This window comes from Arthrobacter sp. FW306-06-A (genome assembly GCF_021870055.1).
Classification (GTDB): Bacteria; Actinomycetota; Actinomycetes; order Actinomycetales; family Micrococcaceae; genus Arthrobacter.
In genome coordinates, this window is record NZ_CP084552.1 from 2,450,264 (window position 1) to 2,466,147 (window position 15,884).

The following is a 15,884-nucleotide window of genomic DNA, read 5'->3' on the forward strand; positions in this document are numbered from 1 at the left end:
TATTCCTCCGGGCGGCGACTTTTATAACCGGGACAGAATAGTCAAGGGCCGGGTGACGCAATATCTGCATCACCCGGCCCTTGAGGGCTTTACAACTGCCTGTGGTTCCCCGTCAGGCTTCGCGGTTGCCGGTCAGGCTTGCGCCGGCGTCGCCGTCGTTGACCGCTCCGCAGCCCCGGCGCGGCGCTGCTCCACGCGCCGTGCCTGCTTGACCAAATCCGGTTCGCCCTGGCGGAGCCAGGCGTACATCGGCGCCGCCACGAAGATCGTCGCGGCGGTGCCGATCAGGATCCCGACGAACAGGGCGAGGGACAGGTCGCGGAGCGTTCCTGCGCCGAGGAGTCCGGCACCGATGAACAGAATGGCTCCGACGGGGAGGATGGCCACCATCATGGTGTTGATGGACCGCACCAGCGTCTGGTTGACCGCGAGGTTGACTTCCTCGGCAAAGGTCCGGCGCGTGGACGCGTCGATGCCGGAGGTGTTCTCGCGGATCTTGTCGAAGACCACCACGGTGTCGTACAGGGAGTAGCTGAGGACGGTCAGGAAGCCGATGATGGCCGACGGGGTCACCTCGAAGTCGCTCAGGGCGTAGACCCCGGCGGTGATGAACATGGTCACCGCCATGCCGGCAAGGGCCGAGAGGGACATCTTCCAGGTACGGAAGTACAGGGCCATGAGCAGGGCCGCCAGCAGCACGAACACCACCAGGCCGATAAGTGCCTGCTTTGTCACGTCAGCACCCCAGGTGGGGCCCACGAACGTGGATGTCACCTCGTTGTCCGTAACGCCATAGGCGCTGGTGAGGCCCTGCTTGATTTTGAGCGTTTCGTCGTCCGTCAGTTTGTCCGTCTGGATGCGCATGGTGTTGCCGGCCACGTTTGCCACGCGCGGAACGCTGCCGGGTACAACGTCGGTGACGGCTTTCTCGCCGATGGCGGCATCGGTGGTCTTGACGTTGGAGACCGTGAATTCAGAGCCGCCGCGGAATTCAATACCGAGGTTGAAGCCGCCCTTGGCCACCGGGATGATGATGGACAGGGCCACGCCCACCGCGGCGATGATGAACCAGATCTTCTTGGCGCCAACGAAGTCGTAGGAGCGCTTGCCCGAGTAAAGCTCGTTGCCGAAAGTGGAGAAGCCTGACATTACTTGTTCTCCTTCGCGGAGGTCTTGGACGAGCCAGCCAGCTGTTCCTGCTTTTCTGCCATGCGCCGTTCGGCGATGGTCATGCGGCGCTCGGCCTCGGCCGCAGCACCGGCGTTCTTGCTGCGGACCACCACAGGCCGCTCCTCGGGAGTACGGATCCGCCCGGCGCCGCGGTACAGCGGCACCGCGCCCAGCCGTTCGGGGTCCAGGCCGGAGAACTTGTGGCCTTCACCGAAGAAACGGGTGCGGGCCAGAAGCTGCAGCGTGGGGTGGGTGAACATGAACACCACGATGAGGTCGGCAATGGCGGTCAGGCCCAGGGTGAAGGCGAAACCGCGCACGTTGCCCACGGCGACGAAGTACAGGACGAGCGCGGCCAGCAGGTTGACGGCCTTGGAAGCCAGGACGGTGCGCTTGGCCCGCTTCCAGCCGTTTTCGACCGCGGACACCAGGCCGCGCCCTTCACGCAGTTCGTCACGGATGCGCTCAAAGTAGACGATGAATGAGTCGGCTGTCTGGCCGATGGCCACGATGATGCCCGCAACGCCCGCAAGGGACAGCCGGTAGTTCTCGGTCCAGCCGAGGATGGCGATGGCCAGGTAGGTCAGGGCACCGGCCACCACCAGGGAGGCAATGGTGACGAAGCCCAGGGCACGGTACTGGAACAGCGAGTAGACCACCACGAGCAGGAGCCCGATCAGGCCGGCCAACAATCCCATGCGCAACTGTTCCCCACCAAGCGTGGCGGAAATCTGCTGCTCGCTCTGGATGTCGAAGCTGATGGGAAGGGCGCCGAACTTCAGCTGGTCGGACAGGGCCTTGGCGGTCTGCTCGGTGAAGCCGCCGGTGATCTGCGGACGTCCGTCGGTGATGACGGCCAGCGCACGCGGCGCGGAGATGACCTGGTCGTCCAGGACGATGGCGAACTGCGCCTTGGGGTCGCTGCCCGACTGCCCGCCGGCGGCCGTGTAGAACTGGTTCAGGCGCTCGGTGACCTCTTTGAACTTCGCGGTACCTTCGGCGTCGAACTGGATGTTGACGGCCCACTCATTGGTGACCGCGCCCTGGGCGCCCTGCTGCAGCTGGAAGGACGAAGTGACGATGTTGCTGCCCTTCACCTCCACGGGACCCAGGATGTACTTGATCGCCGGGGACTTGTCGGTGGCAGGCTCGCAGGTGACCAGCGGCTTGGTGGGATCTGACCGCTGGGACTTCTCGGCTGCGGGGCTGTTGCAGTCAAGTGTCTCGAACTGCTTGTAGATCTCGGGTGTGATCCAGTTGGTGTCGCTGCTGTTCGCCGGGGCAGCCGTCGGCTTGGGGAGCTGGGTCTCAGGGGTCTGCGACTCCGGCGGCACCGGTGCGCCGTCACCATTGAGCAGCACGGGGCGGAAATTCATGTCCGCGGAGGCCTGGATCAGGTTCCGGGTTTCGGCGGAAGGCGTGCCGGGAAGGCTGACCACCACGTTGCGCCCGGACTGGGTGCTGATTTCCGCTTCGGAGACGCCCGAGCCGTCAACGCGCTGGCGGATGATCGCCACGGCCTGGTTGAGCTGCTGCTCGTTGATGTCCGATCCGCCCTCCACCTTCGGGGCGAGGATCATCTGGGTGCCGCCCTCCAGGTCCAGGGCGAGTTTGGGCGCCCAGCTGGCCTGTCCGGCGATGGTGCCGCCGGCCAGGACGGCGGTCAGCGCCGCCAGGAGTACGCCAAGCCAGACCAGGACGCGGAGCCCCGGCTTCTTGCGGCCAGTTCGTGCCATTGTCGATCTTTCTCTTATTCGCGGAGGAACCGCCGGCGCAGGCCACGGCCGCGCCGGCGGTGGTCCGCAGCGGTAGAGGGAGGAAAGGGGCCAGCGGGCCTAGCTGTCCTTCTTGCCCTCGTCGTTGAAGCGCTTCAGGTTTTCTTCCGGAGTCTCCGCGCCGGTGGCGGTGCTCCCGGTCTCCGGGGTGGTGAGGGAGGACGCATCGTCCGGTACCACAGGGGAAGCAGCGGCGGGCTCGGCCTCAGGGGTGGTTTCCACGGCAGGCTCGATGACCTTGGTGACGGCCTGGCGGTGGACGGTGGCCAGGTTGCCGGGGGAAAGTTCAAGCGTGACCTTGTTGTCGGCCTCGTCGATGTCCACGATCCGGCCGAAAAGGCCAAAGCTGGTCATGACCTCCACGCCCGGGCCAAACTTCGACTGGAGCTCTGCCTGCTGCTGCTGCGTCTTCTTGTTGCGGCGGAACATCATGAAGATGAACACGCCGAGCATGACGAACAGGAGAATTGACATTGGATCCAAGGGGAATTCCGTTCTTTTTCTGGTACAGCTGGTTTTCCAGCGACGTCGGCTTCGCTTCGGCCGGGGCGGGCTGGTGATGCAGGCAGAGCGCCTGACTTTTCCTTCCCCAAGCGACGGGGGCGTCAGGGCCACCCGCGAAACAAAGACCCGAACGTGCCGGGCGTCATACCAGTCTAAAGGGAAAAGCTGAAGGGAGCCTGCTATTGGCCCTCCGCGACCCATTCCCCCGCCGCGGAAGCGTCCCCGCCGGGCTCGAAAAGGTCCAGCTGCTCCTGCGCGAACACGTTGGACGGGATGGCGTAGCCAAGGTGCGTCCACGCAGCCGCCAGCGCGATCCTGCCGCGGGGCGTGCGGCCCAGCAGGCCTTCGCGGACCAGGAAGGGTTCGGCGACGGTTTCCACCGTTTCGGTTTCCTCACCCACGGCAATAGCGAGGGTGGAGAGGCCCACGGGACCGCCGCCGAATTTGGTAATGAGGGCGTCCAGGACCGCCCGGTCCAGCCGGTCCAGGCCTTTCTTGTCCACTTCATACATGTCCAGGGCAGCGGAGGCGGCCCTTGCATCGATTTGTTCGATGCCGTGCACCAGCGCCCAGTCCCGGACACGGCGCAGCAGGCGGTTGGCGATACGCGGCGTACCGCGGGATCGGCCGGCGATCTCAGCGAATCCGGCGGAGTTGACCTTCAGGTCCAGCAGCCCGGCGGAACGGCGCAGAACCAGCTCCAGCTCGGGAACCGAGTAAAACTCGAGGTGCCCGGTGAACCCGAACCGGTCGCGCAGCGGTCCCGGGAGCAACCCGGCACGGGTGGTGGCCCCCACCAGGGTGAACGGCGGCAGTTCCAGGGGAATCGCAGTGGCGCCTGCACCCTTGCCCACGACAATGTCGACGCGGAAGTCCTCCATGGCCATGTACAGCATTTCCTCCGCCGGACGGGACATGCGGTGGATCTCGTCGAGGAACAGGACCTCGCCTTCGGACAGCGAGGACAGGATGGCCGCGAGGTCGCCGGCGTGCTGGATGGCCGGTCCGCTGCTGAGGCGCAGCGGCGCGTTCATCTCCGCGGCGACGATCATGGCAAGGGTGGTCTTGCCCAGGCCGGGCGGGCCCGAGAACAGCACGTGGTCCGCTGTTCGCCCGCGCATCCGGGAGGCCTGCAGCACCAGCGACAGCTGCTTGCGCACCCGGTGCTGGCCAACGAAGTCGTCCAGGTTCTTGGGCCGCAGTGCGGCCTCGATGGCGCGCTCTTCCGGCTCCTCTCCCGCGGCAACCAGTGAGGGTTCAGCCACGGGTGCCTACGCGGTTGCCGGCGCGCGCGCCGTCCTGGCCGAGCCACCGGAGCGTGGTGCGGAGGATCTCGGGAACGTTGCCGCGGAATGACACTTCGGGTTCGTCGGCCAGGGCTTTGTCGATACTGGTGGACGCGTCCTTCTCGGACCAGCCAAGGCTGGTCATTGCGGCCACCACCTGGGGCTTCCAGGCGGCCTCGGCAGGGGTTCCGGCTCCGGGGGCTGGAGCTGTCCCCTGCGGGACGAGCTTCCCTGCGAGTTCCAGCACAATCCTGCCCGCCACCTTGGGGCCGATGCCGGGGACCTTGGTGAAGGTCTTGCTGTCCCCCGTGTGTGCCGCCACCCTAATGGCTTCGGGGTCATGGACTGCCAGGACAGCAAGGGCAAGCCGGGGCCCGACTCCGCTGACGCTGAGCAGAACCTCGAAAACCTCGCGCTCGTCGTCGTCCGCAAAGCCAAAGAGCGTTAGGGAGTCCTCCCGCACGATCAGCGAGGTGAACACCTTGCCCTCTTCACCGACGCGGAGGTGGCTAAGGGTCTGCGGGGTGGCATAGACGCTCATCCCGGCACCGTTGAGGTCAATCACAGCCGTTGACAGGCCAACGTGCGCTACCGTTCCGCGGAGGAAACTGATCAAGGCCGGGCTCCCGTGGTACTGCGGGCCCGTTCGTGGGGCCCGGCTATCCGAACATATCTACGAATACCCTAGCAAGCAGCAGGGACAATCAGCGTGCGCGGCGCGCCTTTGCCTCCGCTTCGGCCCACGCGCGCTGGGCGGGCGTCAGGGATGAGCTGCCGGGACCGGTGGTGGCCACGGCGGCACCGCTGCCGGCGCGCCACGCATGCGTGATGGCCAGCGCCAGTGCATCGGCCGCGTCGGCGGGGCGCGGAGGGGCATCCAGCCGGAGGATCTTGGTGACCAGTTTGGTCACGGCGTCCTTGTTGGAGGACCCGCTGCCGGTGACGGCTGCCTTAACCTCCGACGGCGTGTGCAGCGCCACCGGGATTCCCCGGCGTGCGGCTGCCGCGATCACCACGCCGGAGGCCTGGGCGACACCCATTACCGTGCTCACGTTGAGTTGCGAGAAAACGCGTTCGACGGCGAGTACTTCCGGCTCGTAGCGGTCCAGCCACTCGTCGATGGCCGTGGCGATCACGAGCAGCCGGCGGTCGAGGGTCTCGTCCGGGGACGTGCCCACGACGCCAACGGCGACCATGCTGGCGCGCCGGTTCCGTTCGACGTCCACGACGCCGATGCCGCAGCGGGTGAGGCCGGGATCAACACCGAGGACACGGAGGGTCATTTGTACTCCGCTTCGGCCGGGGAACCCGACTTAAATTCCTGCGGACTAGCGGGCAAGGTGGGACGTCACTCGGATTCCAGGGCAGCCTGGACGTCGTCGCTCAGGTCGGCGTTGCTGTAGACGTTCTGGACGTCGTCGAGGTCCTCGAGGGCATCGGCGAGCTTCAGGAACTTGCGGGCGCCGTCAACGTCCAGCTCCACCTGCATGGAGGGCACGAACTCCACTTCGTCCGTGTCGTATTCAATGCCGGCTTCCTTCAGCGCTTCACGGATGGCCTGCAGGTCGCCCGGCTCCGAGTGGATCTCGAAGGTCTCCCCGTTGTCCTTGACTTCCTCCGCACCTGCATCGAGGACGGCCATCAGGACGTCGTCCTCGCTGAGGCCGTTCTTGGGCAGGTTCACCACGCCCTTGCGGGTAAAGAGGTAGCTGACGGAGCCGGGGTCGGCAATGGTGCCGCCGTTGCGGGAGATGGCCAGGCGAACCTCTGATGCTGCCCGGTTCTTGTTGTCGGTAAGGCATTCGATCAGCAGGGCCGAGCCCTGCGGGCCGCGGGCCTCGTACATGATTTCGGTGTAGTCCACCACTTCGCCGGTGAGGCCGGCGCCGCGCTTGATGGCGCGGTCGATGTTGTCGTTGGGAACCGAGGTTTTCTTGGCCTTGGTGACGGCGAGTTCCAGGCCGGGGTTGCCGGCGAGGTCCGGTCCGCCCATCCGGGCGGCAACTTCAATGTTCTTGATCAGTTTGGCGAACGACTTTGCGCGGCGGCTGTCAATGATCGCCTTTTTGTGCTTGGTCGTTGCCCATTTGGAGTGGCCTGACATGCTTTACGCTTCTCCTCTGATCATTCGGATAAAAAGTTCGTGTACGCGTTTCTCGCCGGTCACTTCCGGATGGAAGGAGGTGGCCAGCAGCTGGCCGGAACGCACTGCCACAATTCTAGCCGCCCCCGGCAGCGATGCGGCGTGGGATGCATGGTGGGGGTCGGCCGGTTCCACCTGTGCCAGGACCTCCACGTCCTCTCCCACCCGTTCCACCCAGGGCCCGCGGATGAAGACTGCGTGCACCGGTTCCACGCCCGATTCGGTGGCGCTGAAGTCCAGGCCCTTGAAGTCCAGGTCGGTTTCGAAGGATTCGCGCTGGCGGCCGAAGGCGTTGCGGCGGACAGTAATGTCAAGGCCGCCGAAGGTCTGCTGCGGCGCACCGGAGAGATCGGTTGCCGGATCGGCGATGTCGGACGCGAGCAGGATCATGCCTGCACAGGAGCCATACACGGGCAGGCCCTCGCCGATGTATTTGCGGAGCGGATCGGCAAGCTCGAAGGCACGGGCCAGCTTATCGATGGCGGTGGACTCGCCGCCGGGGATAATGAGGCCGTCCAGGCCGTCCAGTTCCTCCGGGCGGCGCACGGGCACGCCTTGGGCGCCCGTGGCTTCCGCGGCACGCAGGTGCTCACGGAAGTCGCCCTGGAGGGCCAGGACACCGATTTTCAGGCCTGACCCCACGCGCGCCTGGGCAGCAGATGGGGGGTTTGTCATCTTTCCAGCATACGGCCCGGGCCGTATGGCTGGTGCCGCAGGCATCCTGCCGGCAAAGGTTGCATGCCGCTGCTGGGATATATTCAAAACATGGTCTTCTACAGTGTTCCGCTCGGCAAGCTGGTCCGCAGGGTGTCCCGGCTGCGGGGCGGCGGGTCCGCGCTGCCCGGCCTGGTGGTCGAGAAAATCGACCCCGGCTTCATGCGGCGGACGCTCACCACCCTGCCGCACGGTGTGGCGGTGGTCAGCGGCACCAACGGCAAAACCACCACCACCAAGATGGTGGTGGAACTGCTGGAGAGCCAGGGCCTGAAGGTTTTCACCAACCGCACCGGCAGCAATTTCACGCGGGGCGTGGCGGCGGCCCTCCTGGGTGAAGTGGACTGGCGCGGCCGGCTGGACGCGGACATTGCCGTCCTGGAGCTTGACGAAGCCCACGCGGTGCATTTTGTGAACAGTGTCCCGCCGCGCTACTGCCTGCTCCTTAACGTGCTGCGCGACCAGCTGGACCGCTTCGGCGAAATCGACAAGACCGCGCAGCTCCTGCAGCACATTGCCGCCAAAACCACCGGAACCGTGGTCCTCAACCGCGAGGATCCGCGGGTGGCACGGATCGCAGACACCCTGACGGGCCAGGAGGTCAAGTACTTCGGCCTCGACGACTCCCTGCTGGCGACCTTCCCCAATGACGACGACATGCGGGCTGCTCCCGGAAGCCCCGCCCCGGCGGGCCTGCCGGAGAAGCCGGCCGCCGACGTCGTGCTCCGGAAAGTGGGCGCGGAGAGTGCCGAGTTTGAGTACGACGGCGGTACGGTCACCACAGCGATGAAGCTGCGCGGCGTGTACAACATCTTCAATGCGTCCGCGGCCCTGACCCTGGCTCGCAGCATCTGCGGGGCAGGCGCCGCGACGGCGGACCACGCCACCTTGCTCGAGGCGTTGTCCAAGGTTGCCCCCGCCTTCGGGCGCGGTGAAAGCCTCACCGTGGACGGCCAGCCACTGGACCTGGTGTTGGTCAAGAACCCCAGCGGTTTCCGGCTGGGACTTAAATCCTTCCCTGCCGGCGGTTACGCCACCATGATCGCGATCAACGACAACTATGCCGACGGCCGGGACATGTCCTGGCTCTGGGACGTGGAGTTCGATTCCCTCCGGGAGGACGGCGTGGAGCTGCTCACCGGGTCCCGGGCCTACGACATGGCGCTGCGGTTGCAGTACGACGACGTCCAGGTCGGGGCCGTGGAGCCCGAGATCCCCGCCGCCCTCGCAGCCTTCGTCAGGGAGGGCCGGGGCAAGCCAAAGCGGATCTTCTGCACTTACACGGCGATGCTGGCCATTCGCCGCGAGCTGTCCAAAATCACCACCGTGGAGGTTGTCTCGTGAATCCGGCAGAAGCAGCGGCGGCTGCCGCCCAGTCCAAAGGCACCCTCCGGGTAGTCCAGTTGTACCCCCGCGACATGAACATCTACGGTGACTGGGGGAATGCCCTGGTCCTGCAGCGGCGCATCGCCTGGCACGGGTACACCCCCGAACTGCTTGAGTACAACGTGGGCGACCCCTTCCCTGACGCCGTGGACATCATCGTGGGAGGCGGGGGCCAGGACAGCGGCCAACTGGTGATCCAGGACGACCTGCAGGCACGGGCCGGAGAACTCAAGGAGTTGGCCGAGGACGGTGCGCCCATGCTGCTCATTTGCGGCCTGTACCAGCTCTTCGGCCGCTTCTTCAAGACCCGCACTGGCGCTGTTATCCCGGGTATCGGCGTCCTGGACGTGGAAACCCACGGCACCGACGAGCGCCTGATCGGCAACGTCAAGATTTCCACTCCAGAGTTCGGTGAGGTTTTGGGCTACGAGAACCACAGCGGACAGACGACGCTGGGCGCCGGTGTCAGGCCGCTAGGCACCGTCCCCAAGGGTATGGGGAACAACAGCAACGATGGCCATGAGGGCGCCCGCTACCGCAACATCGTGGCCAGCTACCTGCACGGCTCGCTGTTGCCCAAGAACCCGGCGATCGCGGACTTCCTCATCCGGACGGCTGCGGAGCGCAAATTCGGCAGCTTCTCCCCCGGCAACCCGGACGACACCTACGCCGTCCTCGCCCGGGAGCACGCTGCCCGCCGCCCCCGCTGAGCTGCGGTATCCGTACTCAACGCCACTGAAAGTACTCGCGGTGGATGTTTGCCCGGCGGACGCCTGCCGCCTGGAAGGCTTTCCGGAACTGCCGCAGCATGACGTCCGGGCCGCCCATGAAGACCGACAGCCGCCGTGGTTCGGTGCCCACTGAGGCCAGGACCGCTTCCGGGGTCAGCCGTCCGTCCGCGGCGGTGTCCACCAGGTGTACGGTAAGCCGGGGATGCTTCCTGGCGACGGCGGCAATCTCGTCGGCGAATGGGGAACGTCCCGCCGAGGTGACGAAGAAGTGGACCTCTTGCTGCAGTTGCCCGTCAGGCTCCGCGTCGAGGGACCGCAGCCAACTGAGGAACGGCGTGATCCCCACTCCTCCCGCGATCCAGACTTGGTGGGCAGTGCCACGGTGCCGGTCAAACCGACCATAGGGACCGCCCACGACCGCCGGCATGCCCGGCTGGACCACGTCGGGAAGCCTGGTCGTGTGGTCGCCCAGGGCCTTCACCGTAATGCTGATTCCACCCTCCGGGGCGGGTCCGGAGATGGAGAAAGGATGGCGCTGCCAGCCCTCGGCCGTTTCGAGGTAAACCATGGCGAACTGGCCCGGCTTGAAGGCCAACGGCCGGCCCAGGGGTCGCAGCGCCACCTCCACCAGGTCCGCAGCAACAGGCCGGACCCCGGCCACCTGGTAGTCGTGGTGCGGAAGGAAGCGCCGTGCCAGCAGTTCGCGGTAGGCATAGAAGGCCAGGCCCGTTCCGCCGATGGCCACGTAGCTCCACCGCAGTCCGGGTACAGCACCGAATGCGCTGGCATCGAGCAGGCCGTGCAGGAATCCGGCCGCAAGGAACAGGCCGGTCAGGCGGTGGAAGCCCCGCCACCGCTCGTAGCCGCCCAGTAGGCGGGCGGCCAGCTGGACCGGCTTGGACTGAAGCGCGGTGACCACCAGCCGCCGCACGGGTGCCGGAAGCATGGTCCGCCAGCGTGGCAGGATGGCCCACACCACCAGCGCCGCGAGGCCGCAGATAGCCACCACGGCCAAGGTTTTTCCCAGGCTGGTGGCTTCCGGGTTGGACGCAAGTTCGATGTGCGGCAACAGCAGGATGGTTGCCGTAATCGCCGCCCTGCGGTGCCAGATGGCGGCGTGGTCGATGCCGCCGAAAACAGGCTCGACAAGGGGAAGGGTACTGACCAGGACCAGCGCGATCGAATACAGCAGCACGGATTCGCCGCCGAAGAGCTGCCCGACGTAACCGGCAACGGGCTCATTTCCCGGACGAGCCAGGTACCAGAAGATGCCGTACGCCATCACGAGCACCATCACCACGCCCGGACCCAGCCACCGGAACGGTACACCCAGGAAGGTGGTCCCGGGCCTTGTGCCACTTTTGGTCATGGACCCTGGTCTCCTTCGTCGTTACCCGAACTGGGACTTTGCCCTGCTGGGCGCGCTGGTTGCAGTCCTGGCTGGACTCCATAGCGGCAATTGTAGGGATCCCGGCTGGGAGGACGACGCCATGGGCAGGTAATTGAGAAGCGTGCCCCGCTGTGAAAGGTTTACCCCATGACGAACCCCCTCCTCACTGCCAGTCCCCTGCCCTACGGCATTCCACCTTTCGCGGCGCTCGCGCCGGAGCAATACGGTGAGGCCATCGAAGCAGGCCTGGCTGCGCACCTGGACGAAATCGAGGCCATCGCCGACAACGACGAACCGGCCACGTTTGAGAACACGGCCCTTGCCATGGAACGCTCCGGACAACTCCTGAACCGGTCGGCCGCGGCGTTTTTCACCCTGGTTTCGGCGGACGCGTCTGAGCAGATCAGGGAACTCGAAACGGTGCTGTCACCGCGGTTCTCTGCCCACCAGGACGAGGTCTACCTCAACAGGAGGCTGTTCGAGCGCTTTGCGGCCATTGATACGGCCGGTCGTGATCCGGAATCCGTCCGGCTGGTAGAGGAGTACTTGAGGGAGTTCCGCCAGTCGGGCATCCAGCTGGACGGCCCAGGCCAGGAACGGCTGCGGGCAATTAACGCCGGGCTGGCCCGGCTGGGCACCGAGTTCGGCCAGCGGGTCAAAGAGGGCATGAAATCGGCTGCCCTGCTGGTGGAGGACGTCCGTGACCTGGCGGGGCTGCCCGCCGATGACGTCGCCAGCGCTGCGGAAGCTGCCCGCGCCGCCGGGCACGAGGGCAAATACCTGCTCACCCTGGTCCAGCCGGGCAACCAGCCTGCCCTGGCCTCGCTCGAGAACCGTGCCGTCCGCCGTCGCCTGTTTGAAGCGTCCGTGGCCAGGGGCAGTGACGGCGGCAGCCTGGATGTGCTGGACCTGGCCCGCGAGCTGGCCGGGCTGCGGGCGGAAAAGGCACAGTTGCTGGGTTTCGCCAACTATGCCGAGCTTGTCGCGGACCGCCAGACCGCGCCTGACTTCGAGGCCGTCCGGACCATGCTCAACCGAATGGCGCCGGCAGCCGTCCGTAACGCGGATGCCGAAGCGGCCGCGTTGGCCGAGGTCGCCGGGCACCCGCTGGAAGCATGGGACTGGGCCTACTATTCCGCAAAGGTGCGGCGGGAGAAGTACGACGTCGACGAACAGGCCCTGCGCCCGTATTTCGAGCTCGACCGGGTCATCACCGACGGCGTGTTCTTTGCCGCAAAATTGCTGTACGGGATCACCTTCCAGGAGCGGGCGGATCTCCAGGCCTACCACCCGGATGTGCGCATCTGGGAGGTCCGGAATGAGGACGGTTCCAGCCTGGGCCTGTTCCTCGGGGACTACTATGCGCGTGAATCGAAGCGGGGCGGGGCGTGGATGAACTCGCTCGTTGAGCAGTCTGCCCTGCTCGGCACGCAGCCCGTGGTGACTAATACGCTCAACATCTCCAAGCCGCCGGTGGGCGAGCCAACGCTTCTCACCCTGGACGAGCTGCGGACCCTGTTCCACGAGTTCGGCCACGCCCTGCACGGCTTGTTCTCCAACGTCACGTATCCCCGCTTCTCAGGCACCTCCGTGCCCAGGGACTTCGTGGAGTACCCGTCGCAGGTCAACGAGATGTGGATCATGTGGCCGCAGGTGCTGTCGAACTACGCCCGCCACCACGTCACCGGGGAGCCGCTTCCGCAGGGGATTGTGGACCGGCTCAACGAATCACGCCTCTGGGGGGAAGGCTTCGCCACCACCGAATACCTGGGCGCGGCCCTGCTGGACCTCGCCTGGCACACGCTGGAGCCGGGTGAGGTGCCGGAGGATGCCTTGGAGTTTGAGGCCAAGGCCCTCGCTGCGGCGGGAATTGCCCACCCGCTGATTCCACCCCGCTACCGGACCGGCTACTTCCAGCACATCTTCGCCGGCGCCGGCTACGCGGCAGGCTACTACTCCTATATCTGGAGCGAAGTGCTGGATGCCGAGACGGTGGACTGGTTCACCGAGAACGGCGGCCTCACCAGGAGCAACGGCGAACGCTTCCGCCAGGAGCTCCTGAGCCGCGGCAACAGCCGCGACCCGCTGGACTCCTTCCGCACGCTGAGAGGCCGCGAAGCAAGGCTCGAGCCCCTGCTAAAGCGCCGCGGCCTCGACTAACCCCATCGATTGCTGAGCAAGTGTCGTTCTGAGCCCCGAAAACGACAAGTACGTGGGCCCACGTCGGCAGGGTTCCCCGGCCGAGCTTGCAAGGTTAGGGGGCCGGCGGGGAGCAATCGACGGTTCCAGAAGAGACCTGAAAAACGGACGACGCCGGTCCCCCACCAGAAGAAGGTGAGGAACCGGCGTCGTCAGTCACCGCGGTTGGCGACACGAAGCGCCGGACGGTGCGGTCCGGCAGCGTGCGTAAAGGGGCCCCGCGCCCCAGCCAGCCGCGAAAGCTGCCAAAGGAGCGCGGGGATAGCACGCAGAGGATCGCGCCGTCCGGCGCCGACAAGGCGCCAAAACGAGTAGTGAGTTACCAGCCGCGCTCAGCGAGACGGTGCGGTTGGGGGATCTCGTCGACGTTGATGCCTACCATGGCTTCGCCCAGCCCGCGGGAGGCCTTGGCGATGACGTCGGGGTCGTCGAAGAAGGTGGTGGCCTTCACGACGGCGGCGGCGCGCTGGGCGGGGTTGCCGGACTTGAAGATGCCGGAGCCGACGAAGACGCCGTCGGCGCCGAGCTGCATCATCATGGCAGCGTCAGCGGGGGTGGCAATGCCGCCTGCGGTGAACAGCACCACGGGGAGCTTGCCGGCAGCAGCGACTTCCTTGACCAGTTCGTAGGGGGCCTGAAGTTCCTTGGCCGCGACGTACAGTTCGTCCTCGGGCAGGGAGGACAGCCTGGCGATCTCGGAGCGGATCTTGCGCATGTGGCCGGTGGCGTTGGAGACGTCGCCGGTGCCGGCCTCGCCCTTGGACCGGATCATGGCCGCACCTTCGTTGATGCGGCGCAGGGCCTCACCGAGGTTGGTGGCGCCGCAGACGAAGGGAACCTTGAAGTTCCACTTGTCGATGTGGTTGACGTAGTCGGCGGGGGTCAGGACCTCGGACTCGTCGATGTAGTCCACGCCGAGGGACTGCAGGACCTGGGCCTCCACAAAGTGGCCGATGCGGGCCTTTGCCATGACCGGGATGGACACGGCGTCAATGATCTGGTCGATCATGTCGGGATCGGACATGCGGGACACGCCGCCCTGGGCGCGGATATCGGCGGGAACGCGCTCGAGCGCCATGACCGCCACGGCACCGGCGTCTTCGGCGATGCGGGCCTGCTCGACGTTGACGACGTCCATGATGACGCCGCCCTTGAGCATCTCGGCCATGCCACGCTTCACGCGGCTGCTGCCCGTGACGCTGCTCGCGGACGAACCGGCCTCGTTGCTTACATCAGGTGTAGACACAAAAACCCCTATGGGTAGACAGATGATCTTCGCCGGGCATGCGGCGGCAGCTGCCGGAGGTGCACGCACGGGTTGCCGGGTCCCTTGACCGGGCACTTATATACTAGTCCCCCGCCGCGGGACCGGCTTAATCATGCTTAATCAGCGGAGGTTGGCGCTGCCAAGGCCTGCCGGTGCACCGAGAGTACACGCTGCACCACGGTAATGAGGCTGGCCAGCGCCAGGAGCACCAGCGTGACCAGGAGCACCACTGGCGGGAGTCCAAGGCCGGTCAGGCCGGTGACAACCAGCACGGATACCAGGCGCTCTGCACGCTCCGCGATTCCCACGTTGGCGGTGAATCCCAGGGACTCGGCCTTGGCCCTGGCGTAGGAAACCACCATGCCCAGGACAAGGCACAGCAGGGCGGCGACGGCGATGGGCGGGTTGTTGCCGCCGGTGAAGAACCAGACGGAAACACCGGCGAAGAGGGCGCCGTCGGCGATCCGGTCCAAGGTGGAATCGAGGAAGTTCCCCCAGCGGCTCTTGACCTCCTGCATTCTGGCCATGATGCCGTCCAGGACATCTGAGAAGATGAACGCCGTGATGAAGAGGGTCCCCCAGAAGAGCTGGCCCAACGGGTAGAACACGAGGGCACCCGCCGCAACCCCTGCTGTGCCAAGGATGGTGACCGCATCCGGGGAAACACCCATCTTCAGAAGCCAGCGGGCCAGTGGGGTAAACAGGGCGGTGAAGAAACCGCGGGCATGCTTATTCAGCATCCGACTCCCCGGGCCAGGCGTCGGCCACCAACTGCCGGACCTCGTCAAGGGTCTGCGTGATGGCCTTGGTCTGGGCGATGATGGGGAAGAAATTGCCGTCCCCGCCCCACCGCGGAACGATGTGCTGGTGCAGGTGCGCCGAGATCCCGGCACCGCCCACAACTCCCTGGTTCATGCCCAGGTTGAAGCCACCGGGATTGGAGACCTTGCGCAGGACCCGCATGGCCGTCTGCGTCAGGTCGGCGAATTCTGCTGTTTCGTCAACCGTAAGGTCCGTGTAGTCCGGGATGTGCCGGTACGGGCAGACCAGCAGGTGGCCTGGGTTGTAGGGGAAGAGGTTGAGCACCACGTAGCAGGTGCGGCCGCGGTGGACGATGAGGGCCTCTTCGTCGGTGCGGCCGGGGCCCACGCAGAACGGGCAGTCGTTCTCGTTCTTGAACTGGTGCTGTCCGCCCTTGATGTAGGCCATGCGGTGCGGAGTCCACAGGCGCTGGAAGGCGTCCGGGACACCGGCGAGGGCAAAATCGTCGGTAACGCCGGCATCGCCTGGATAACCTGCGCCTGTGTTCTCCTGCACTG

Annotated in this window: 15 protein-coding genes; 3 read left to right on the plus strand and 12 right to left on the minus strand. The window is 66.0% G+C overall.

Annotation, left to right across the window (positions count from 1 at the left end; translation table 11 throughout):
- Positions 1-132: 132 nt before the first annotated feature.
- The 8 genes from secF to pdxT form a co-directional block, all read right to left on the minus strand.
- Positions 133-1,149, minus strand: coding sequence for a protein translocase subunit SecF (secF, locus tag LFT49_RS11250; protein ID WP_237428235.1), 1,017 nt, complete (start codon positions 1,147-1,149; stop codon positions 133-135).
- Positions 1,149-2,906, minus strand: coding sequence for a protein translocase subunit SecD (secD, locus tag LFT49_RS11255; RefSeq protein WP_237428236.1), 1,758 nt, complete (start codon positions 2,904-2,906; stop codon positions 1,149-1,151). Before secD ends, secF begins: the two co-directional genes overlap by 1 nt.
- A 99-nt stretch (positions 2,907-3,005) precedes the next feature.
- The gene (gene yajC, locus LFT49_RS11260; protein WP_237428237.1) at positions 3,006-3,419 is read right to left on the minus strand and encodes a preprotein translocase subunit YajC; all 414 of its coding nucleotides are present in this window, start codon (positions 3,417-3,419) and stop codon (positions 3,006-3,008) included.
- A 209-nt stretch (positions 3,420-3,628) separates the two neighbouring features.
- Positions 3,629-4,714 carry a Holliday junction branch migration DNA helicase RuvB gene (gene ruvB / locus LFT49_RS11265; RefSeq protein ID WP_236798481.1) on the minus strand — a complete coding sequence of 362 codons (1,086 nt, stop codon included), beginning with the start codon at positions 4,712-4,714 and terminating at the stop codon, positions 3,629-3,631.
- Positions 4,707-5,351, minus strand: coding sequence for a Holliday junction branch migration protein RuvA (gene ruvA / locus LFT49_RS11270; protein ID WP_236798482.1), 645 nt, complete (start codon positions 5,349-5,351; stop codon positions 4,707-4,709). Before ruvA ends, ruvB begins: the two co-directional genes overlap by 8 nt.
- 88 nt (positions 5,352-5,439) lie before the next feature.
- Complete coding sequence (gene ruvC, locus LFT49_RS11275) at positions 5,440-6,018, minus strand: crossover junction endodeoxyribonuclease RuvC (protein ID WP_159631890.1); 579 nt, start codon at positions 6,016-6,018, stop codon at positions 5,440-5,442.
- 65 nt (positions 6,019-6,083) lie between these two features.
- On the minus strand, positions 6,084-6,839 hold the full coding sequence (locus tag LFT49_RS11280; protein ID WP_236798483.1) for a YebC/PmpR family DNA-binding transcriptional regulator: 756 nt from the start codon (positions 6,837-6,839) through the stop codon (positions 6,084-6,086).
- A 3-nt stretch (positions 6,840-6,842) separates the two neighbouring features.
- Positions 6,843-7,553: a pyridoxal 5'-phosphate synthase glutaminase subunit PdxT gene (pdxT, locus tag LFT49_RS11285; protein WP_236798484.1), complete on the minus strand. Its 711-nt coding sequence runs from the start codon at positions 7,551-7,553 to the stop codon at positions 6,843-6,845.
- A 90-nt stretch (positions 7,554-7,643) separates the two neighbouring features.
- On the opposite strand from pdxT, the gene LFT49_RS11290 reads away from it, so the two are divergent.
- Together LFT49_RS11290 and LFT49_RS11295 are read left to right on the plus strand one after the other, a co-directional pair.
- On the plus strand, positions 7,644-8,936 hold the full coding sequence (locus LFT49_RS11290) for a Mur ligase family protein (RefSeq protein WP_237428238.1): 1,293 nt from the start codon (positions 7,644-7,646) through the stop codon (positions 8,934-8,936).
- Positions 8,933-9,688 carry a type 1 glutamine amidotransferase gene (locus tag LFT49_RS11295; protein WP_237428239.1) on the plus strand — a complete coding sequence of 252 codons (756 nt, stop codon included), beginning with the start codon at positions 8,933-8,935 and terminating at the stop codon, positions 9,686-9,688. The genes LFT49_RS11290 and LFT49_RS11295 overlap by 4 nt, the downstream gene beginning before the upstream one ends.
- A gap of 16 nt (positions 9,689-9,704) precedes the next feature.
- Here LFT49_RS11295 and LFT49_RS11300 read toward each other — a convergent pair whose 3' ends face one another.
- Positions 9,705-11,078, minus strand: coding sequence for a ferredoxin reductase family protein (locus LFT49_RS11300; protein WP_237428240.1), 1,374 nt, complete (start codon positions 11,076-11,078; stop codon positions 9,705-9,707).
- A gap of 168 nt (positions 11,079-11,246) precedes the next feature.
- Between LFT49_RS11300 and LFT49_RS11305 the strand changes: the two genes are divergently transcribed.
- On the plus strand, positions 11,247-13,259 hold the full coding sequence (locus tag LFT49_RS11305; RefSeq protein ID WP_237428241.1) for a M3 family metallopeptidase: 2,013 nt from the start codon (positions 11,247-11,249) through the stop codon (positions 13,257-13,259).
- A gap of 358 nt (positions 13,260-13,617) precedes the next feature.
- Here LFT49_RS11305 and pdxS read toward each other — a convergent pair whose 3' ends face one another.
- The 3 genes from pdxS to LFT49_RS11320 all read right to left on the minus strand — a co-directional run bounded on the left by pdxS (position 13,618) and on the right by LFT49_RS11320 (position 15,882).
- Positions 13,618-14,544 carry a pyridoxal 5'-phosphate synthase lyase subunit PdxS gene (gene pdxS / locus LFT49_RS11310; RefSeq protein WP_141181666.1) on the minus strand — a complete coding sequence of 309 codons (927 nt, stop codon included), beginning with the start codon at positions 14,542-14,544 and terminating at the stop codon, positions 13,618-13,620.
- A 137-nt stretch (positions 14,545-14,681) separates the two neighbouring features.
- Positions 14,682-15,305: a phosphatidylinositol phosphate synthase gene (gene pgsA, locus LFT49_RS11315; protein WP_236798489.1), complete on the minus strand. Its 624-nt coding sequence runs from the start codon at positions 15,303-15,305 to the stop codon at positions 14,682-14,684.
- Positions 15,295-15,882, minus strand: a complete 588-nt coding sequence (locus LFT49_RS11320) for an HIT family protein (protein WP_236798490.1) — start codon at positions 15,880-15,882, stop codon at positions 15,295-15,297. Before LFT49_RS11320 ends, pgsA begins: the two co-directional genes overlap by 11 nt.
- Between the last annotated feature and the right edge of the window lie 2 nt (positions 15,883-15,884).